This window comes from Bradyrhizobium sp. Cp5.3, from assembly GCF_000426265.1.
GTDB classification, from domain to species: Bacteria; Pseudomonadota; Alphaproteobacteria; order Rhizobiales; family Xanthobacteraceae; genus Bradyrhizobium; species Bradyrhizobium neotropicale.
This window is the reverse complement of sequence record NZ_AUFA01000026.1, coordinates 74,832-93,483: the sequence shown is the minus strand read 5'-3', so window position 1 is coordinate 93,483 and position 18,652 is coordinate 74,832. Positions and strand designations below refer to the sequence as shown.

The 18,652-nt window shown below is 62.0% G+C and carries 18 protein-coding genes, 3 tRNA genes and 1 pseudogene; 11 read left to right on the top strand and 11 right to left on the bottom strand.

Features of this window, described 5'->3' with window-relative positions:
• Nucleotides 1-294, top strand: a pseudogene (locus K289_RS0128535) (IS256 family transposase); the annotation flags it as partial.
• 186 nt (nucleotides 295-480) lie between these two features.
• A complete protein-coding gene (locus K289_RS47865) occupies nucleotides 481-759 on the top strand; it encodes a hypothetical protein (protein ID WP_156918229.1) in 279 nt (92 codons plus the stop codon).
• Here the strand turns inward: K289_RS47865 and K289_RS0128525 are convergent.
• Nucleotides 738-1,424 (bottom strand): hypothetical protein, encoded by a 687-nt coding sequence (locus tag K289_RS0128525; RefSeq protein ID WP_027554630.1) that lies wholly within the window; start codon nucleotides 1,422-1,424, stop codon nucleotides 738-740. The two genes, K289_RS47865 and K289_RS0128525, sit on opposite strands and share 22 nt — an antisense overlap.
• A 1,408-nt stretch (nucleotides 1,425-2,832) precedes the next feature.
• On the opposite strand from K289_RS0128525, the gene K289_RS45400 reads away from it, so the two are divergent.
• Nucleotides 2,833-4,092 (top strand): hypothetical protein, encoded by a 1,260-nt coding sequence (locus K289_RS45400; protein ID WP_084788743.1) that lies wholly within the window; start codon nucleotides 2,833-2,835, stop codon nucleotides 4,090-4,092.
• Between the two features lie 72 nt (nucleotides 4,093-4,164).
• Here K289_RS45400 and K289_RS0128505 read toward each other — a convergent pair.
• Nucleotides 4,165-4,238 (bottom strand) — tRNA-Gly (locus K289_RS0128505).
• A 327-nt stretch (nucleotides 4,239-4,565) separates the two neighbouring features.
• Entirely contained in the window at nucleotides 4,566-6,971 is a 2,406-nt protein-coding gene (locus tag K289_RS0128500; RefSeq protein ID WP_027554626.1) for an ATP-binding protein, read from the bottom strand.
• Nucleotides 6,972-7,322: 351 nt separating this feature from the next.
• Between K289_RS0128500 and K289_RS0128495 the strand changes: the two genes are divergently transcribed.
• Nucleotides 7,323-8,036: an ABC transporter substrate-binding protein gene (locus tag K289_RS0128495; RefSeq protein WP_027554625.1), complete on the top strand. Its 714-nt coding sequence runs from the start codon at nucleotides 7,323-7,325 to the stop codon at nucleotides 8,034-8,036.
• Nucleotides 8,037-8,046: 10 nt separating this feature from the next.
• Here K289_RS0128495 and K289_RS0128490 read toward each other — a convergent pair whose 3' ends face one another.
• Complete coding sequence (locus tag K289_RS0128490; RefSeq protein ID WP_156918228.1) at nucleotides 8,047-8,247, bottom strand: hypothetical protein; 201 nt, start codon at nucleotides 8,245-8,247, stop codon at nucleotides 8,047-8,049.
• A gap of 186 nt (nucleotides 8,248-8,433) precedes the next feature.
• Here K289_RS0128490 and K289_RS0128485 point away from each other — a divergent pair, with 186 nt between their 5' ends.
• Nucleotides 8,434-8,814, top strand: coding sequence for a YciI family protein (locus K289_RS0128485; protein ID WP_027554623.1), 381 nt, complete (start codon nucleotides 8,434-8,436; stop codon nucleotides 8,812-8,814).
• An 8-nt stretch (nucleotides 8,815-8,822) separates the two neighbouring features.
• Here K289_RS0128485 and K289_RS0128480 read toward each other — a convergent pair whose 3' ends face one another.
• Entirely contained in the window at nucleotides 8,823-9,413 is a 591-nt protein-coding gene (locus K289_RS0128480) for a TMEM175 family protein (RefSeq protein WP_027554622.1), read from the bottom strand.
• A 127-nt stretch (nucleotides 9,414-9,540) separates the two neighbouring features.
• On the opposite strand from K289_RS0128480, the gene K289_RS0128475 reads away from it, so the two are divergent.
• Entirely contained in the window at nucleotides 9,541-11,598 is a 2,058-nt protein-coding gene (locus K289_RS0128475; RefSeq protein ID WP_027554621.1) for an ATP-dependent helicase, read from the top strand.
• A gap of 103 nt (nucleotides 11,599-11,701) precedes the next feature.
• Nucleotides 11,702-12,733: an LLM class flavin-dependent oxidoreductase gene (locus K289_RS0128470; protein WP_027554620.1), complete on the top strand. Its 1,032-nt coding sequence runs from the start codon at nucleotides 11,702-11,704 to the stop codon at nucleotides 12,731-12,733.
• A gap of 40 nt (nucleotides 12,734-12,773) precedes the next feature.
• On the opposite strand, the gene K289_RS0128465 is transcribed toward K289_RS0128470, so the two are convergent.
• Together K289_RS0128465 and K289_RS0128460 are read right to left on the bottom strand one after the other, a co-directional pair.
• Complete coding sequence (locus K289_RS0128465; RefSeq protein ID WP_027554619.1) at nucleotides 12,774-13,013, bottom strand: GIY-YIG nuclease family protein; 240 nt, start codon at nucleotides 13,011-13,013, stop codon at nucleotides 12,774-12,776.
• A gap of 182 nt (nucleotides 13,014-13,195) precedes the next feature.
• Nucleotides 13,196-13,281, bottom strand: a tRNA-Tyr gene (locus K289_RS0128460).
• 211 nt (nucleotides 13,282-13,492) lie between these two features.
• On the opposite strand from K289_RS0128460, the gene rlmB reads away from it, so the two are divergent.
• Nucleotides 13,493-14,323, top strand: a complete 831-nt coding sequence (rlmB, locus tag K289_RS0128455) for a 23S rRNA (guanosine(2251)-2'-O)-methyltransferase RlmB (RefSeq protein ID WP_027554618.1) — start codon at nucleotides 13,493-13,495, stop codon at nucleotides 14,321-14,323.
• A gap of 63 nt (nucleotides 14,324-14,386) precedes the next feature.
• Here the strand turns inward: rlmB and K289_RS0128450 are convergent, their stop codons facing one another.
• Complete coding sequence (locus K289_RS0128450) at nucleotides 14,387-14,872, bottom strand: hypothetical protein (RefSeq protein WP_027554617.1); 486 nt, start codon at nucleotides 14,870-14,872, stop codon at nucleotides 14,387-14,389.
• A gap of 58 nt (nucleotides 14,873-14,930) precedes the next feature.
• Nucleotides 14,931-15,416 (bottom strand): hypothetical protein, encoded by a 486-nt coding sequence (locus tag K289_RS0128445; protein ID WP_027554616.1) that lies wholly within the window; start codon nucleotides 15,414-15,416, stop codon nucleotides 14,931-14,933.
• A gap of 287 nt (nucleotides 15,417-15,703) precedes the next feature.
• Between K289_RS0128445 and K289_RS0128440 the strand changes: the two genes are divergently transcribed.
• Nucleotides 15,704-16,153: a hypothetical protein gene (locus tag K289_RS0128440; RefSeq protein ID WP_027554615.1), complete on the top strand. Its 450-nt coding sequence runs from the start codon at nucleotides 15,704-15,706 to the stop codon at nucleotides 16,151-16,153.
• Between the two features lie 702 nt (nucleotides 16,154-16,855).
• Complete coding sequence (locus K289_RS0128430; RefSeq protein ID WP_027554613.1) at nucleotides 16,856-17,149, top strand: hypothetical protein; 294 nt, start codon at nucleotides 16,856-16,858, stop codon at nucleotides 17,147-17,149.
• Between the two features lie 47 nt (nucleotides 17,150-17,196).
• Here K289_RS0128430 and K289_RS45390 read toward each other — a convergent pair whose 3' ends face one another.
• Nucleotides 17,197-17,445: a hypothetical protein gene (locus tag K289_RS45390; RefSeq protein WP_051310890.1), complete on the bottom strand. Its 249-nt coding sequence runs from the start codon at nucleotides 17,443-17,445 to the stop codon at nucleotides 17,197-17,199.
• A gap of 346 nt (nucleotides 17,446-17,791) precedes the next feature.
• On the opposite strand from K289_RS45390, the gene K289_RS0128420 reads away from it, so the two are divergent.
• Nucleotides 17,792-17,866, top strand: a tRNA-Thr gene (locus K289_RS0128420).
• A gap of 16 nt (nucleotides 17,867-17,882) precedes the next feature.
• On the opposite strand, the gene K289_RS0128415 is transcribed toward K289_RS0128420, so the two are convergent.
• Nucleotides 17,883-18,302, bottom strand: a complete 420-nt coding sequence (locus K289_RS0128415) for a GFA family protein (RefSeq protein ID WP_027554612.1) — start codon at nucleotides 18,300-18,302, stop codon at nucleotides 17,883-17,885.
• Between the last annotated feature and the right edge of the window lie 350 nt (nucleotides 18,303-18,652).

Here is an 18,652-nt window from a genome sequence, read left to right as displayed (position 1 = left end):
GAAATCCTGACTGTCGTCCGGTTGAAGTTGCCGAAGGAGCTTCGTCGATCGCTCGCCTGTACCAACATCGCCGAGAACATGATGGGCACCATTCGCCGCGTCACGCGCAACGTCAAACGCTGGCGGGATGCCGGTATGGCCTTGCGATGGGTCGCGGCCGGCATGATCGAGGCCAACAAGGGCTTCCGACGATTGAAGGCGCATAAGCAATTGTCGGTTCTGCGTGCGGCTCTTCAAGCTCGCCACAATCGCATGACGATCAACCCCGTTGCCCACGTCACGAGGGCCGCGTAACATTCATTCCGGCAACGTCGGCCCGACCTAGTTCAACAGCGATCGGGACATCCCCCTCTCACGCCCGGGGAGCTCATTCTGGCGCGGACAAATCTTGGCAGCCTGATCGAAGGAACGCTAAAGACGTTTCTGTCTGTATGGTACAAGGACTATGCTGCTGATGTTGATAACCTCAAGAAAGCGGACGTGTTCAACAAGAAAAAGAACGAGATACTTGAGCCGGATGGCTTAACGCTGGAGCCTCTGAGAAAGTACTTTAAACATAAGGGCCTCTTGAGCAAGGAGACCCTTGCGCTCATCGAACTGGTCCAGCAACGACGGAATGCAATTCACGCGTTCAAAAACAAGAACATCGGCACCACCAAGGAATTCAATGATGCGCTGAGGGCCTACCTGAACACCCTCCGCGAGGTAAACGGTAGGCTGCCATATCCCGATGGCATCTACTCGCCGACCGAAACCTGAGTTGAGGCTGCGAGAATCGACCTAAGGTCCTGTACAGCAGGAGCCGCCATGAGTAAGGCAGCCGTTCCGAGCGTTTCCAGAAAGACAGCAGATACTCCGCTGGCATGCAGCGCATGACCAACATCGGTCAGACGTTGCTCGATTTCATCAAAGCTGTTCGTATCGTCGGAATGATGGGCGCCGCCGCATTTGTTTGCCACGTATCGCACCGTCTCCTCGCGGCCTAGAACCTTGCCCAACAACCCGAGACAAGGCAGCGCCGTAAACTTCGTCAGTTTAAAATCCCTGAACGCGTGTTTGCGTGGTGACGCGGCCACCTGCTGCTCGAACTGTGTCCTGAACGGACTCTTCAGCCCTGGCTCACGATAACTGTAGGCTGGAAGAAAGGACCTGCCGCCAAGCCGATAACCCCCACAGGCGAAAAACAGGGCCTCCCTGATCGGCACGCCCGCTGTATCGGGAGCCGGTATCATCAGCGAATGCTGATAGCCATGAGCCACACGATTCAAGTTTCCGTCAAACAGGAAACGGAGAGAGAGGCTGGCCTGTACGGCATGCGGCACATCTGGCCGGGGCGCCTCAACAAGCTCCTGGAGACGGTCGAGATGAATACGAACGACTTCGTCCCGGCGGATCAGAACTTCGGAATCAGGCAACCTGTTCATGCACTTGGATCAGGATGGCTTAAAGCGAACTTTGCGACGAGTCGCTGGGCAACGTCAGATTCACAACCGACGGCCACAAGGTCCTCTGCGCTAATCTCACAAAAACTCCGAGCCCGTCGGGCGTCACGGATGGCTGCGGGATTGAAAGAGAGCAGCGCCCTTACGTCCCGTTCTGCTGCCAGCCAGGAACTATAGATGCCTGTCAGGCCCTCCCTGAGACGATCGGGGTACGTAGTGTCAATGTAGACTGGAGCCACCATGCTGAAGTAGGTGGCGGCCCCTTCTTCAATCACGAGCGTCCCGTCGACGCCGATCGGCCAGAGTGTATGCACCGTCTCATGTGACAACTGCACCAGGGTCCTGTCAACGTCGCCCCTCGCTGACTTCGTGAGCTGGATATCGACGTGACCGCGGGCTGGGTACACTAGCCTGTTGGGTACGCTCTCGTCATCTACGTAGTAGATGCGATCGACAACGAACGAAGTGTTACGAGGGCCAAACATCGTTTCGGCTCTTGCGAGTAACGCTTCGAATTGATGGCGCAAATCCATGCTGGTATCAGGCCCCTCTTGAGGTGCAATTATCGATTCGACATCTCGCCGGCAAGCAACCGCGACATCATGCGCGATCAACCGAGCAGCGATCTCAGTTGGTGGCGATGACTGCCGTCAAGTCAACCAGCCCCAAATAGGTGCATCGCTTTAAGAGAGACCGCCCACGCTTGCTGATGATAGATTTTTCTTGATCTCCCGGTGCACACGTCGTGCACACGCTGGCTTCTAAGCCTTTGTAAAACTTGAACTCTCGGTCCAATCCATCATTGGAGCCAAAGAACAGAACTAGTCTTGCGATTTCAATGCTTTACTCCACCCTCTCAACAGGATGGGGCAAGAACCTATGCACTCCAAACTAGCCGAAATTGCACACGTTTGTACCCGTTTTGACCTCGCGGTGCACACGTAGCGCACACGAAACAGGGAGTGCACACGCTCAGTTGCCGTCTGGAAACTCTCAGCTGTCGCGCGGCTATAGCCAGCGAACCGCCGTCAACGAAATATGATCACCTTCTCTTCCTTCGATTTTCTTGGCGGATGTTGACCGTGCGGGTCTTTCAGCTATCCGAAGATGGTCCAAATCTTCTTTGCTTTCAGTAGAGACGCCATTGGCACTGTGGTTGAATGAATCGTTCAAGAGACTTGGACTTCGACTCGCAATCGCTGGCCCGGATGTCGAAAACCAGATTCACCGAAGCCGACGTCAAACGGGCCATAAGAGGTGTCCTCAACGGCGGAGGCAGAATCGCCCGCGTAGAGATTTGGCCCGACGGTCGTATTTCAGTGTTGATAAAGGACGGCACATCGATTCCAATCGATCCCGAGGATGATCCCGAGGTGTCGAGGAAATTGTTGTGACAAGGCTTGGACGATCCGCGTTGCCGCTCCCCCGCTACACTCTTCGAAAGCGTCTGAAAGACGGAGACTTCGGCTACTTTTTCAACATTCCGACCTGGGCTCGCAAGAGGGGGTGCTCGATTGCAAACGAAGCGCTTGGCACCGACTACGAGCGCGCGACTACCCGGGCTGAGAAGATACTGCTTCCTTGTTTTGATAGTTGGCGCACTGGAGGTGAGGACGCCAATCCGATCGGGATTGGAGTCGTTGTTGGCACACTGGATTGGATGTTTCACCTGTACCGTCAGACCTGGTCTCAGAAAACAGCCAAGCGACTTCAGCCTTTGAGCCCCGGCCAGTGTCGCGTTCATGAGACCGGCATCAAGATGATTTGCGAATACATCTTGCAAGATGGCCGGCGATTGGGGACGAGACGCGTGTCAAGTATCGACACAGCGTTTGTCGATCAGCTCTTCGAAAAACTCCTGTTCAAAGAGGTGAAAGGTAAGAAGGTCGAACGTCGCACGACTGTCAATCACGCGATGAAAACCGCCCGGGGCGCCTGGAATACAATTTCGCGAGCACATCCAGGCTTGTTTCCGCCGCGGAATCCTTTCGAAAAAATGGGCCTGCAATCGACTTCGCGCGAAACGCCGCATGCGACTTTTTCAGAGCTCACGGCTTTCCGCGCCAAAGCGATCGAGATGGGTTATCCCTCTCTCGCCACTGGGGCTTTGATCGGCTGGGAGTTGCTTCAGCGCGAAGCACATATCTTCATCCGCTTCACGGCCGACCACTACCGTCCTCCGAGCCGGCCAAACCACGTCTACGTTATCAACTACAAAACGAGTACGGGCTCCTGGGAGCCATTGTTCAACGTCAAGAGCAAAGCGCTGTATCCGTTGCTGATGGCCGAGTTGGACGCAATCAAAGAACTGCGTCCGACGGGGGGACTGATGTTGCGGCGTGACGGCAGCAGTCTGCCTTGGTTTGGCAAAGGAGAGATGCTGACCCAAGTCCAACGCATTTCCAAGAAGATCATTCTTGCCGCGGGCTTGCGTCCCGAGTTGACCTTCACTTCGTTCGGTCGTCACGGCGGCACTACAGAGGCGAGCGCCTCCGGACTAACGGAAACGCAGCTGATGCAGAAAGGTCAGTGGTCGTCGACTGCGGCCATGGCGCACTATCTTCATGACGACGATGAGGCCAAGCAGGAAGCGCAAATGAAGCGCCTCAAGCGTCGCGCGCGGCAAGCTGAGCAAGCGAAGGGAAAGTGAACATTTGTCAGAATGAGAATGCGTGGCTTGTCAGAATGAAAGCTTCTTGACAGCTCAAGCTATTGAAAAGATTGGAGCGGGTGAAGGGAATCGAACCCTCGTATTCAGCTTGGAAGGCTGCTGCTCTACCATTGAGCTACACCCGCGTCAGGGGCTCCCTAACACGGCCGGGCGGCGGTCTCAACTGCCGTGGAGACGTCTTTCCGGGCTTGCGAACAGGCCTTGTTCCGGCCCCGACCGGCCTCCCCTTAACAGGGGTGCCCTTGCCGCCTATATTGAAGTCTCCCGAAACCAACGAAAGGAGGTGATCCAGTGTCTTATCTCAAGCGCTGTCACCTCGCTGGGGTCGCCCGCTAAGCTTTGACCAAAGGCTTGGCCACGGGGCGGTCTCAGCCCTGGACCAGCGAGACAAGAAATCGGGCGCGACGGGCTACTTCCCGCCGCGCCTTTTTCGTTGATGGCGTGTGTGCCGCTCAGGCCGGCGGCTCGCCCGCAAGCGTCTCACGAATCTTCTGGGACAGCTCCGACTTCCGATATGGCTTCTGGAGCAGCGCCACGCCGGGGTCGAGATGTCCCTCATGGACGATGGTGTCGTCGGTGTAGCCGGAGGTGTAGAGCACCCTCACCCCGGGGCGGCGGAGCCGGACGGCTTCAGCCAGTTCCCGGCCGTTCATGCCGCCGGGCATGATGATGTCGGTGAACAGGAGATCGAATTTGGCGCCCTGGTCGACCAGCTCGAGCGCGGTCGCGCCGTCGGCGGCGACAAGCGTGCGATAGCCGAGGCTGCCGAGCTGGGCGATGACATAGCCCTGCACCAGCGGATCGTCCTCGACCACGAGAATCGTCTCGTGGCCCCGTGCCGCCGCGAGCGCCTGCACGGGCTCCGTTCTGGTAGATGCCTCCCCCTCCGATCGTGGCAGGAACAACCGCACCACCGTGCCACGGCCCTCCTCGCTCTCGATGGCGACGGTGCCGCCGGTCTGCCGGGCAAAGCCGTAGACCATGCTGAGGCCCAGGCCGGTGCCGCGACCGACGCCCTTGGTGGTGAAGAACGGCTCGAACACACGGTCGCGGATGTCCGCCGGGATGCCGTGGCCGGTGTCGGTCACCGCGATCATCACGAAGGCGCCGCGCGTGACCTCGCTGACACTGCCCGTGCCGTCAAATTCGCGGTTCGCGGTCTCGAGCATGAGCTTGCCCCCACCCGGCATCGCGTCGCGGGCATTGACGGCGAGATTGACGATCGCGGACGAGAGCTGCGACGGATCAGCCATCGCGGACCATGCGTCCTCGGCGAGCCGGGTCACGATCTCGATATGCTCGCCCAGGATCGGCTTCAACAGCTTCGCCGTCTCGACCACGAGGCCGTTAACGTCGATCTCGCGCGGCTCCAGCGGCTGCCGGCGCGCGAAGGTCAGGAGCTGCGAGGTGATTTCCGCGCCACGCGAGGCCGCATCGTCGATGAGCTGCGCGATCGCGGCAAGCTCGGGCCTGTCTTGAAGACCCTCCTGGATGATCTCGATGGTGCCGGTGATGACCGTGAGCACGTTGTTGAAGTCATGCGCGACGCCGCCGGTGAGCTGGCCGATCGCGTCCATCTTCTGGGATTGGCGCAGCCGCTCCTCGGTCTCGTGTTGCTCGGTGAGGTCGGTGGCCGAACCGCGATAGCCCATGAAGCGGCCGTCCGCGGCGAAGATCGGCTGGCCATTGACGCTGAAATGGCGCACGCGCCCGGCGACATCGCGGCCACGATACTCGAACTTCCGGAACGGCTCGTGGCGGTCGAGCGTCGCCATATGCTCGCGCCATTTCTGCGGCTCGGTATCGCGGTCGTAGGCGGCATCGCACCGGCGCCTGCCGATCAGAGCCTTGCGGTCCATGCCGAAGGTGCCGACCCGATCCGAGATGTAGGTGAACACGTGGTCCGGTCCGGTTTCCCAGAACCAGTCGGACGCAGTCTCGGCATAGTCGCGGAAGCGCTGCTCGCTCGCGCGCGCGTCCTCTTCGGCACGCCGGCGGATCTCCAGATCGCGCTCGAGACTCGCATTGGCCTCGCGCAAATCGCCATAGGCCTGTTCGAGGTTTGCGCACATGGCGTGGAAGGCGTCGATCACCTTGTCCAGCTCGTCGGCGTCGTAAGGCGGTCGACGCTCGAGCTGCAAAGGCGGCGGCGGCCGTGCGAGACTGTATTTGCTGACGAACTCGGCGATGGCGACGAGGTGCCGCGTCACCAGAAGATGGACCATGTAGATGATGAACAGGGAAACCAGGAACGTCTTTGCAGCCTGACTTGCCAGAATGATCAGGGCCCGGTTCAGCAATTGCTGATAGACGTCGCTCAGCGTGGCCTCGACGTGGAGCTGGCCGATGGGACGCACGGTGCCTTGCGCGGTGTAGTTCAGCGGATAGTCCCGGGTCACGACCGAGCGGGTGCTTCGCTCCCCGACCGAGACATGGATGGGATTAGGGCGATCGGCGATCTCGCGGACCTCGACAGCGCGGATGTCGGGCAGCCGCATGATACCGTCAAGCTGGAGCTTGAGCTGGTTCTGGTCGAGATTCCACAAGCTCTCGCCGATGCTTTCCGTGTAGCTGCGGCCGATCTCATCGAGCCGTGTCTGGATGACACCGATCTCGCGATCGTAGTCCAGATAGAGCTGAAGCGCGGTCAATGTAAGCGTCACGATCGAGCTGAACAGCAGCACGGCGGCAAGCAGGCGGGGCCCGACGCCACTGCGCGACCAGTTGAACATCCGCGACAAGAGCGCCGCAAACATCGGCGGCGCGATCGCAGCGCCGATGCCGTTCAGATGTTGTTTCGCGGCCGCCGGCGCGATGTCACGGCTGCGCCCGGATTCCTCGTCACCTGCGTTGCCCATGCACCACTTCCCCGGAATGGCGACACCCTGCTCCAGCATGCCGGTCGCAGCGTCGAGCAAATCGACGGTTGAGACTCTCCTTCAGCACCCGACGCGTACAGCCATCCTGTCGGCTGCTATCTTCCGCGGCCATGGGCGATTTGAAATCGGCGCGATCATCTTGCGCCCAGCATCGGGATTTCGGCACAAACTACCACCTCGCGTGCTGGAATGACATCGGTTAAACTCCGGAGACGTCTCCGCCGACGGGCGAACAGCGGACGTTGTGGCCCTGCATGCGCACGATCTGCGGTGGATTGCGCGAGGGCCTCCGAATCCAGTCGTAGCAATGGGCGACCAGGGAGGCGCGTCATGTGGCGGATAGTCGTCGTCTGCCTGTCGCTCATCGCAGCCGGCCCATCGCAGGCGCAGCAGGTCATCCGGCTGGCACGCATTGCCGACATCCCCGACCAATATGTCGGCGGCGAGATGCTGCGGGCCGTCTACGCAAAGCTGAACATCAAGCTCGAGTTCGAGGACGTTCCTGGCAAGCGGGCGCTTGCGCTGTCGAGCGCCGGCGAGGTCGACGGCGAGATCCAGCGGATCGGAACGCTCTCGCGCGACTACCCGACGCTGATCCAGGTCACGCCTGCGATCAACTACATCGAGCCCGCGGTCTTCACCGCGAAACTCCATTTCGACGTCGATGGCTGGAATTCGATCAGGGACTACAGCATCGGCATCGTGCGCGGCGTCGGCTCATCGGAGGCCGGCACGCGCGGCATGAGCCGCGTCACCGCGACCACGAGCCTCGAGAACATGGTCAGGATGCTCGATGCCGACCGTTTCGACGTGATGGTCACCGACCTCTTCAGCGGACTGGTCGCGGTCCGGAAGCTCAATCTGCAGTCCCGGATATATCCGCTTTCCCCACCGCTCGAGCGCATCAACATCTACCACCATCTGCACGAGCGCCATCGCGATCTCGTGCCGAAAGTCGGAAAGGTGATCGGGCAGATGGAAGCGAGCGGTGAATTGGCATCGCTGCGCGAGGCCCTCGTCAGGCAGGTCCTGAGCGCGCCGTGAAGGCGCCGGCTCAGAAGCCGCAGATATTGAGCGGACGCGGGCGCTTTCCGCCACGGCTTTCGACGATCCGCTCCCCACCATTTTCGGCGGAGCTGCCGTAATAGCGGTGATGGCCGGCCCGGTCGTGCGGATCGGCCGGCTCCGATTGTCCCGCCCGCCGCGCGTCGCAGATGATCCTGATGGTCTGACCCGACATTGCCGCCTCCAGCATTGACAGTGTTCTTTGTGGTCATCAGTCGCGGCCGCTTCCGGCGGCGTTCACGCCGCAAGGCCGCAATCGGGTTTCAGGACGGTTTCGCCGCACCTAGGCAACGCAATATTTTAGTGTCCGGGGTTGTCGGTATCGGCGGCGATGATACGTCCTTCGAACTGCGAGCTCAAAAAAAGCGAGGTGAAGATGCTTTACGCCATCCTGGCCTATCACGTGGAAGACGAGATTTTGTCGTGGACGCCTGAGGAGGACACCGCAGTCGTGACCAAAGTCCTGGAGGTTCAGGCGCGCATGAGGGCAAGCGGGCATCTTGGGCCGGCCGCCCGACTGGATGAGACCCGAAAGGCCCGCACATTGCGTGGCCCCGGCGCCGGCATGGTGCTGGACGGCCCGTTTGCCGAGACCAAGGAGCAGCTGCTGGGCTTTCATCTCATGGAATTCGACACTGATGATGAGGCGATCGCGGCTGCGTGGACGCTGCGCCAGGTCAATCCGACCGCGGTCTACGAAATCCGCCCGGTCAAGCTTTACGTGCCAGCCGATGGGTTCGGGGCGACACCAGGGTGATCCGACGGCTACGGATCCTGCTCAGCGGGCGCGGCATAGAAGCGCCGGATCAGGAGCCCGCCGAAAGCGATGAACCAGACGAAGGGCGCGACGCGCGGCGCGAATGCCGCAACGATCGTGCCCGGGATGAACACCAGCAGCGGAAACAGCGAGGCCATGATCTCGCGGCGCCAGCGGCGCAAGATCGTCCACCACAGCCAGGTATTGAGACCGGCGATCGCGGTCAGATGCAGGCCATAGAGCACGGCGACCGCACTGCTCGTCCCGTAATTGGTGTAGAGGCCGTTGGTCACCGGCAGCAGCACGATCGAGAGCAGGAAAAGCAGATTGAGAATCACCATGCCGCGGCTGCCCACCGGCTGACGCGCGAGCCGCCGGTGATGGCTGATCCAGAACAGGCCGGCGATGATGAAGCTGAGCACAAAACCGGCCAGCTTGCCGGAATAGGCATGGACAAGATCGCTCCAGCCGGGGGCGCTGGTGAAGACCGCTGCCTTGGGGAGATCGTAGGCCAATAGCGTCATGGCGACGCCGAAAATGGTGTTGCTGAGCGACTCCAGCCGCCGCATCTCGAACTGGTCGGGCTTGAGCTCGGTCATTTCGGGGGCGCGCTTTTCGAGCTGGAACTTTCGCCTGCTTTTCCCTAGGTCTTAAAACCGGTTCCGTCCAGCCGCATTGCGATTCGCAGCGGGATCGCCGAGTCTGGGGCTTTCACCGGGGCGATTCGTGGCGACATATCTGGACACGCTCAATGCGGAGCAGCGCCGCGCCGTCGAGCATGGCGTGGCCGATGGCGCGACCGTGGGCAGCCCCCTGCTCGTCATCGCCGGTGCCGGTTCCGGCAAGACCAATACGCTGGCCCACCGCGTGGCGCATCTGATCGTCGCCGGCGCCGATCCGCGCCGCATCCTGCTGATGACGTTTTCGCGCCGCGCGGCGGCTGAGATGGCCGGCCGCGTCGAACGCATCGCACGAAAAGTGCTCGGCGAAAACAACGCCGCGATCATGCGCGACGCCTTGACCTGGGCTGGCACCTTCCACGGCATCGGCGCGCGCCTCCTGCGCGAATATGCCGAGCGGATCGGCGTCGATCCCGCCTTCACCATCCACGACCGCGAGGATTCCGCGGACCTGATGAACCTGGTAAGGCACGAGCGCGGCCTGTCGAAGACCGAGAGCCGCTTTCCCGCAAAAGGCACATGCCTGTCGATCTATTCCCGCTGCGTCAATGCGGAGATGGAGATCGAGAAAGTGCTCGGCCACCACTATCCCTGGTGCGCAGGCTGGGCCGCTGAGCTGAAAGGCCTGTTCGCCGCCTATGTCGAGGCCAAGCAGGCCCAGCACGTGCTCGATTACGACGACCTCCTGCTCTACTGGTCGCAGATGATGAGCGATGCGCTGATCGCCGAAGAGATCGGCGGCCGCTTCGATCACGTGCTGGTCGACGAATATCAGGACACCAACCGCCTGCAATCCTCGATCCTCCTGGCGTTGAAGCCCGATGGCCGCGGGCTCACCGTCGTCGGCGACGACGCGCAGTCGATCTATTCGTTCCGCGCCGCCACCGTACGCAACATTCTGGAGTTTCCGCAGAGCTTCTCACCGCGCGCGGAAATGATCACGCTTGACCGCAACTACCGCTCGACGCAGGCCGTGCTGTCGGCGGCGAACGGCGTCATCGGCCTTGCGCGCGAGCGCTTCACCAAGAACCTCTGGACCGACCGCACCTCGTCACAGAAGCCGCAACTCGTCACCGTGCACGACGAGGCCGACCAGGCGCGCTACATCGTCGAACAGGTGCTGGCCAACCGCGAGCAAGGCGCGCTGCTCAAGCACCAGGCGGTCTTGTTTCGCACGTCCTCGCATTCGGGCCCGCTCGAGATCGAGCTGACCCGCCGCAACATTCCCTTCGTCAAGTTCGGTGGGCTGAAATTCCTCGATGCCGCGCACGTCAAGGACGTGCTGGCGCTGCTGCGCTTTGCCGAAAATCCGCGCGACCGCGTCGCGGGCTTCCGCATCCTGCATCTCTTGCCGGGCATCGGCCCCGCAACCGCGCAGCGCGTGCTCGACCAGATGGCGGAGAGCACCGACCCGCTCCACGCGCTCGGTCAGCTCCCGGTGCCGCCGCGCACCGGCGCGGACTGGACCGACTTCGTCCGCACGATCGAAAACCTGCGCTATTCAGAATGGCCGGCGGATCTGGAGCGCGTGCGGCTCTGGTACGAGCCGCATCTTGATCGCATCCACGAGGATTCCGAGACCCGCCGCGCCGATCTCATGCAGCTCGAGCAGATCGCGAGCGGCTACGCATCGCGCGAGAAATTCCTGACCGAGCTCACGCTCGATCCGCCGGATGCGACCAGCGACAAATCCGGCCCGCCCTTGCGCGATGAGGACTATTTGATCCTCTCCACCATCCATTCGGCCAAGGGCCAGGAGTGGAAGTCGGTGTTCGTGCTCAACGTCGTCGACGGCTGCATGCCGTCCGATCTCGGCGCCGGCACCAGCGCCGAGATCGAGGAAGAGCGCCGCCTGCTCTATGTCGCGATGACGCGCGCCAAGGACGATCTGCACCTCGTCGTGCCGCAGCGCTTCTTCACCCACGGCCAGGCCGCCAAGGGCGACCGCCATGTCTACGCCTCGCGCACCCGCTTCATCCCGGAATCGCTGGTCCACCTGTTCGAGCGCGCCGCCTGGCCGAAGGCCGCTGCCGGCACCGCGCGCACCGCCGCGCAGGGCCCGAAGATCGACATCGGCGCGCGAATGCGCGGGATGTGGCGGTAGGCCGGCATCGAACAAACGGAAACCGAGCATTTCCGAAAAGCGACCTTGTGACGCCGCGGCCATCCATTAAGTCTCGACGATCCTCCCCGCAGAGACCTGATCGATGACCGCACCGCTTCAATTCGGACTGGATACGTTTGGCGACGTCACCAAGGATGCCTCGGACACCATGCTTTCGCACGCGCAGGTGATCCGCAATGTCGTCGACGAGGCGGTGCTGGCCGACGAGCTCGGCCTCGATTTCATCGGCCTCGGCGAGCATCACCGCGCCGATTTCGCGATCTCCTCGCCCGAGACCGTGCTCGCCGCGATCGCGGCGCGCACCAAGCGGATCCATCTCGGCTCGGCCGTGACGGTCCTGAGCTCGGACGATCCCATCCGCGTCTTCCAGCGCTTTGCGACATTGGACGCGCTCTCCAACGGGCGCGCCGAGGTGATCCTCGGCCGCGGCTCCTTCACCGAATCCTTTCCCCTTTTCGGCTTCGACCTGCGCGCTTACGAGGCCCTGTTCGAGGAGAAGCTCGACCTGTTCGCAGCGCTCTTGTCGCAGAAGCCGGTGACCTGGGAAGGCAAGCTGCGTCCGCCGCTAAGGGATCAACTCGTCTATCCGCCGGTCGAGAACGGCCAGCTCAAAACCTGGATCGGCGTCGGCGGCAGCCCGCAATCGGTGGTGCGCGCCGCGCATTACGATCTGCCCCTGATGCTCGCGATCATCGGCGGTGATCCCACGCGGTTCGCTCCTTATGTCGAGCTCTATCACCGCGCCTTCAAGGAATTCGGCCGCCCGGCAAAGCCGGTCGGCGTGCATTCGCCCGGCTATGTCGCCGAGACCGATGAAAAGGCGCGCGAAGAGCTGTGGCCCGACTACAAGGCCATGCGCGACCGCATCGGCAAGGAGCGCGGCTGGCCGCCGATGGGCCGCGACGAGTTCGTGAGCGAGGCCGAGCACGGTTCGCTCTATGTCGGCTCACCCGAGACGGTCGCGCGAAAGATCGCAGCGACCGCAAAGGCGCTCAGCATCACACGCTTCCAGCTGAAGTATTCGGCCGGTCCCCTGCCGCACGACAGACTGATGCGGAGCATCGAGCTCTATGGGCGCAAGGTGGTGCCGATGGTCAGGGAGATGATGGGGTGAGGCGGCAGTCCGTTTAAGCGACGGCCTCGATGTAGCAGGCTTAGAGCCGCTTCTTGGCAAACGCGCGCCCGGAAGCTGATTTCAGATATTTCTCGAAAGCGATGGCCTGCTGCTCTTCCGAGAACGCGATATACGTTTTGAGCTCCCAGGGCGTGAACTTCGAGGTATGCGAGACCTCACCGGCGTTGTGCTTCTTGAGACGCGCACGAAGATCGGACGTGAGACCGATGTAGTAGCGATCGGGATCGCTTTTGCTCCTGAGAATGTACACATAGAACATGCGCGCATCCTCCGGTGATCGCGCGAAGCTTCCAAATCTACATGGGGGATGATAGCGGCATCCTGATCGCTTCGACAGCCCGCCTACGCCCTGCGGGCTACGGCGCGGCAGCCTTCGCTAGCTTCGCGCTATCGCCATCTGCGCTGGCTTGCCGAGCCGTAGCTCGCGAAGCGAGCGAAGGCTGGTGGGGGAGGCAGGACTCGAACCTGCGAAGCCATGAGGCGGCTGATTTACAGTCAGCTCCCTTTGCCACTCGGGACACTCCCCCGCTCGACGGCAGCACTTTCGGGCCGGACCTTGCCGGCGGACCGAATACGGCCATGGAGACGTGAAGACCGCGACAGCCCAGGATCGGGGGCAGCGGCCGGGCGCGTTTATGGGCGATGCGGTGGGGCAAAGTCAACCGAGGCGAACAGCTAAAATCGCCCCTTTGGATGGCCAAATTGCCATATTCCGGAACCCGTGACACAAGCGAGCCCATGAAGGATCGAAAATTCGTCCCCAAAGGCCCCCGCGGAGGGTCTAAGCCCTTTAACAGGCCGGGAAAATCGCCCGGCCGTTCGGCTTGGCGCGACCGTGATTCGCACGCCGACGGGCCCGTCATCCTCTATGGCTGGCACACCGTCACCATGGCGCTGCAAAACCCCAGCCGGCGGATCCGCAAGCTGACCCTGACCGAGAACGCCGCCCGGCGGCTCGCGGAAGAAAACATCGAGACTCGCGTCGCCCCTGAGATCGTCCGGCCCCAGGAGATCGACCGCCTGCTCTCGCCCGACGCCGTCCACCAGGGCCTGCTGGCCGAGGCCGATCCCCTGCCCTCGCCTGACATCGGGACGTTGGAGCAGCAGGGCATGGTGCTGGTGCTCGACCAGATCACCGATCCCCACAATGTCGGCGCCATCCTGCGCTCGGCCGCGGCGTTCGCGGTGAAGGCGATCGTCACCACCGCGCGCCACAGTCCGGAAGCGACCGGCGTGCTGGCCAAGGCCGCCTCCGGCGCGCTCGAGCTCGTACCGATGGTGACCGTACAAAACCTCGCCCGCGCGCTCACCGCGCTGAACGAGCGTGGCTTCCAGACCGTCGGCCTCGACAGCGAAGGCAGCGAGGACCTCAGCGAGGTGGCGCTGCGCGAGCCGCTCGCCCTGGTGCTGGGCGCGGAAGGAAAGGGCCTGCGGCAGTTGACGCGCGAGACCTGCAGCGTCGTGGCGCGGCTCGACATGCCCGGCGAGATCAAGAGCCTCAACGTGTCCAACGCCGCCGTGCTCTCGCTTTATGTCGGCGCCAGCCGGCTGGGCTTGATGAAGCGGTAGCAAAACAAAGCGCCCGTCCGCATCACGCGGACGGGCGCTTCGCTAACTCAACCGATCGGGCGATCAGTAGTAGCGGCGCAGCACGCGACGGCCGCCGTAATAGTACGGCGCGGGGCGGTAGCCATAGCGCGCGCCGTAGCCGTAGTGCGCGCGCGGCAGGTAGCCGTAGCGCGGACCGTAGCCGTAGCGATACGGACGGTAGTACGGACGCTGATACGGATAGGCGGCGCGATAGCCATAGCCGTAACCGTAGTTGGCGGGCGCGACGACTGCGTCCTCGCGATAGGTCGGATACGGCGCGAAGGCGCCGGGGCCGGTGTAGGTCGGGCCCTGGTTGACGTAGTAGTATTGCGTGGCCGGCTCGGCGAGCTGCTCAAAGCCCCAGCCGCCATAGCCAGCGCCATAGCCCCAGCTGCCGCAACCGGTGTTGCAGCCGGTGTAGACCGGCACAACCGGCGCGCACGGCGAAAAGCCGCAGGCCATGGCGGGCGCGGCGCCCACGAACATCACGGCAGCCGCCGCGACCAGTCCCGAAATCATTTGACGCATTACTCTCTCCTGTCGATTTTCGTTCGTTGGATTTGAACTTGTTTTGTTGGCTTGGTCGTTACCTCAGCGGCCTGCCGGGTCCTTCCGCGTGAGGCCGCGGCCGATGGTGTTGTGGATTGACGTTGATCTCCGGCGCGAGGATCACCGGCGGCGGATCGGCGGGAATATCCATCTGCGGCGGCAGCGGCGCGGACTGCGCGCCCCAGCTCCGGTAGTAGCTCTCGGCCGGCTTCGGCAATTTGCGGTTTGCAGGCGGCTCGACCTCGAGACGGCCGTAGCCGGGCCGCAGGCCCATCGTCGGATAATAATGCCCGACCTCGGGCGGCTGCCGCTCTGGGATATAGCGTCCGCCATAGATCGTCGGCTGCACCTGGATATTCTTGCCGAGGCCCCAGGTCCCTTCGACGACGGCGTAAGACACGTCGATGTTGTTGATGATGATCGGCACGCCGGGACGGCCGGGAACGACGAGATCGAAGCCCTCGCCGGCAAGCGCCGTCGCGGGCAGTCCGATCAGAAAGGCTGCGAGCGCAAAAGCGCGCATGAAGAGGCCCCGGTTCATCCGGCCCGCAACCTATCCGATCACCGCGCGGAGAGTGTTAAGGCCGTTCGGCCAATTTCCGGTAAGCCTAACGCGCAAGGATTGCGCGCCGCTCAAATGCGGCAAGGTGCGCTCACCAACCGTTAACGGGCGCGTCCCGCCGCGAGGACCTGGTCCGCCCAGCTCACGTCTGTTTGACCGGCTGCGGGTGAAATTCGGCGCATGCAACCGGAACGTCCGCCGACTTGCGTATTTAGCTCCCCGTTCAACCCAAACGGGAGTTCAACAACATGAATATCAAACTCCTCGGGGCCGCCGCGGTCGCGGCGACCATGCTCGCAAGCTCGGCCATGGCACAGACGGCGGTCACCGATCCGGCCCGCTGCGCGGGGCTCTTCCAGGATCCGAATTGCCAGAATCTTGGCCCCGGCCATCCGGCCAACGACCGCTACTATCGCCGCCGGCACTCGGCTTATCGGCAAGTGAATCCGAACGATCGAACACAATCAGGCTTCTGGCCGCTCGACACGGCTGGCGCGGTCGCCGGCGCTGCCGTCGGCACCGCCGCAGCGGTCGCTACCGCACCGTTCCAGGGCTGGGGCAATTCCTACGCGAGCTACGATCGTGGCGGCCCCGCTTGGTACGGCGACTGGAACAGCTACGCCGCCCGCAACGGCATCGTGTGCAGGCCCGGCACCTGGTTCAAGGGAGAAGACGGCCGCCAGCACCTCTGCCAGTAGGCCGGTCCAAGTTGAGTACGACAGATCAGGCGGCCGAAAGGCCGCCTGATTCATGCCCGCAGAGGCCTTCGCGGGTTCTGGCACCCGCCGTTCCAGTACACACCGGCAACCTCATCAATGAACCGCAAGGCACCTCCTCGCGACAGAACTAAGGGGCGAGTGGCCAAGTGAGCAGTATCATGCGTATCGAGACACTCACGTCACATTTCGTTACCTGTATTGTGAGCCTCGCCGGTCTAATTGGGGCGCAGCAAGCATATTCCCTTCAGACGGATGTCCGCGCGAAGGCCGACGTATTTGTTAATCAGATAACCAATCGGGCGGTTAAGGGTGACAGGCTGCCCAATACGCGATTACTGCCCAACGCTCAGAATGGATTGCTCGTACCAAAATCGCGCTTCGACGTCCGTTGCAAGCCACCGATTGACGTCGTGGGACGTTGTTTCGCCGACGCGAGATCGAGCCAGAGAATAGCCTGAGCGTTCCCCACCTGCTGCGCTTTGGCCCCGCCGCCTCGCATTACAGGTGCAGCCACAACGTCGATGGGAAGCACGGCGCGCCCGCGTGGCAAGCCGCCACGGAGGCACTGATCCTGCTGATAGAACAAGGCGGCCCGACGATGTTCGCCCCGGCTCACGCTCCGCTGCATTGATGCCGCAATCGGCGTGACGTTATGCTCGTCGCAGAACCGGGAGTTTCTCAATGCGCAAAATCGCAGTCGCCGTCATGTTTGCCCTGATCGCCGGCCCCGCACTGGCGCAGGACCATGTTCCGCAATATGGTGAAGAGACCAAGGAGAAGACGGCGGCGCAGAAGGCGGACGACAATCGAGCTGAGCGCGCCTATCAACGCTCCCTCAACAATGTTCCGGACCAGAAGCCGGTCGATCCGTGGGGAACTGCCCGCGGCGATGATGCGTCGAAGAAGTCGGCCGCGCCGGCCAAGCCGGCGGTGAAGCAGTCGTCCAAGGCCAAGAGCGGCAGCACCGCCAATTAGCAAAAGATACGCTTAGCGTGCGCCGGACTTAATTTTGAATGCTCGTATCAGCGGTGCCGCTGACCGCCATGCACATTCGAAGAGTGGGCCGTGATCCGGTTTTTGTGCTTCCGGGCCGCCGCTTCGGCCTCGCGAGCAAGTCGTTCAGCCTTTAATCTCTCGCGGTTTGCATGAAACGCCGCTTGGATGCGTTCGTACTCGGACATCGCTACTTTGGCATCGGTTTCCTTGAAAACCCTTTGCGCCTCACGTTGGGCGGCAGTGGGCGACTTCCATCCGTAATTATAAGCGGTCATTCCCTCCTCCTTCGGTGATTGCCGTAGGGGCTTGTTGGGTCCGACCGTCAAAGTCTCTTCCTGTTTTTAAGTTACCGCAATCGAATATTTGCCAGTCGTTCCAGCGCCGCACGGAACTTGGCTGCTCGATCAGGTGACCCCGGTTCATACGGTTGCAAAAAGGTTGGGGCATGACCCTAGCGTCCTGCTCGAGGTCTACGCTAAGAGGACGCGGAAGGGAGACGAGTCGGCAGCCGAGAAGAATCGGCCTCCTGACCAGGGGGCTGAGCATTGGGCCCACTTGGGGCCAAGGTTGCCAAAACGTTCGATCCGGACTATCGACAAGCGATTGATCAATCAACATTTTGCCGGCTTAGCTCAGCGGTAGAGCAGCGGTTTTGTAAACCGAAGGTCGGGGGTTCAATCCCCTCAGCCGGCACCAGCTTTTGGCGCACGTCTCAGTTTGAATTCCTCGGCTCGCTGCTCTGCTGGAAATGCTCGACGGCAGCACCATCGATTTCGACCCAGGTGTGCTTCGACTGCTCGAAGACCGATCTCGAGGGCGCCGGATATTCCGGATCCGCTATTGCGCCAAGGGCAACGCCGATCATCGCAGGCAGGTTGTCGGCTTTCCAATAGACCGTTGAGCCGCAGTCGGGACAAAAATAGCTGCGGATCTTGCCGCCGCTTGCGGCGGCGCGAACATACTCTTTCGAGGCTCCTGAGATCGTGACGACCTCAACAGGGTAGAAGGCTCCTACGCCGAACGGCGCGCCGGTTCGGCGCTGGCAGTCCATGCAATGACAGGCAACGACCAGGCTGGATGGCCCTGGAAGCGAAAGCGCAACAGCACCGCAACTGCATCTGGCATCGATCATCGGAAAAACTCCCATCTCACCTCGAAGACGTGCCAATCGGGCGAAACCGATTACACCGGCCGCATCAGCAAAATCGGCAATGCGTCCTGCGCGAGGCGCTCTACCCAGGCGGCTCACGTCATGCTGACCAAGCCCGGTCAGGAGTCTTGTCCGGACGTCAATATCTTGTGCTGCCGATCGGAGCGGCGCCGCAAACTCTACTTTGCATGGGGTTGATTTCGGAAAAAAGAATCCCTTGTGCCGTCGGGCAAAACACCTTTACGACTTTGTCCCGCCCCGTCGTCGAAGGTGCGTTTCGCGGAAACAGTCTGGATTGCTTCGCGGAGCCTTGTCATCGGGCCGCGCTTGGC

Excerpts from the sequence above, each read along its gene's own strand:
- K289_RS0128450 (WP_027554617.1), bottom strand. The coding sequence starts at position 14,872 with ATGCGTCAAATGATTTCGGGACTGGTCGCGGCGGCTGCCGTGATGTTC.
- K289_RS0128490 (WP_156918228.1), bottom strand. The coding sequence starts at position 8,247 with ATGCTGGAGGCGGCAATGTCGGGTCAGACCATCAGGATCATCTGCGAC.
- K289_RS0128465 (WP_027554619.1), bottom strand. The coding sequence starts at position 13,013 with ATGTTCTATGTGTACATTCTCAGGAGCAAAAGCGATCCCGATCGCTAC.
- K289_RS0128525 (WP_027554630.1), bottom strand. The coding sequence starts at position 1,424 with ATGAACAGGTTGCCTGATTCCGAAGTTCTGATCCGCCGGGACGAAGTC.
- K289_RS45390 (WP_051310890.1), bottom strand. The coding sequence starts at position 17,445 with ATGACCGCTTATAATTACGGATGGAAGTCGCCCACTGCCGCCCAACGT.
- K289_RS0128470 (WP_027554620.1), top strand. The coding sequence starts at position 11,702 with ATGACCGCACCGCTTCAATTCGGACTGGATACGTTTGGCGACGTCACC.
- K289_RS0128440 (WP_027554615.1), top strand. The coding sequence starts at position 15,704 with ATGAATATCAAACTCCTCGGGGCCGCCGCGGTCGCGGCGACCATGCTC.
- rlmB (WP_027554618.1), top strand. The coding sequence starts at position 13,493 with ATGAAGGATCGAAAATTCGTCCCCAAAGGCCCCCGCGGAGGGTCTAAG.
- K289_RS0128485 (WP_027554623.1), top strand. The coding sequence starts at position 8,434 with ATGCTTTACGCCATCCTGGCCTATCACGTGGAAGACGAGATTTTGTCG.
- K289_RS0128430 (WP_027554613.1), top strand. The coding sequence starts at position 16,856 with ATGCGCAAAATCGCAGTCGCCGTCATGTTTGCCCTGATCGCCGGCCCC.
- K289_RS0128480 (WP_027554622.1), bottom strand. The coding sequence starts at position 9,413 with ATGACCGAGCTCAAGCCCGACCAGTTCGAGATGCGGCGGCTGGAGTCG.
- K289_RS0128500 (WP_027554626.1), bottom strand. The coding sequence starts at position 6,971 with ATGGGCAACGCAGGTGACGAGGAATCCGGGCGCAGCCGTGACATCGCG.
- K289_RS0128445 (WP_027554616.1), bottom strand. The coding sequence starts at position 15,416 with ATGCGCGCTTTTGCGCTCGCAGCCTTTCTGATCGGACTGCCCGCGACG.
- K289_RS0128415 (WP_027554612.1), bottom strand. The coding sequence starts at position 18,302 with ATGATCGATGCCAGATGCAGTTGCGGTGCTGTTGCGCTTTCGCTTCCA.
- K289_RS0128495 (WP_027554625.1), top strand. The coding sequence starts at position 7,323 with ATGTGGCGGATAGTCGTCGTCTGCCTGTCGCTCATCGCAGCCGGCCCA.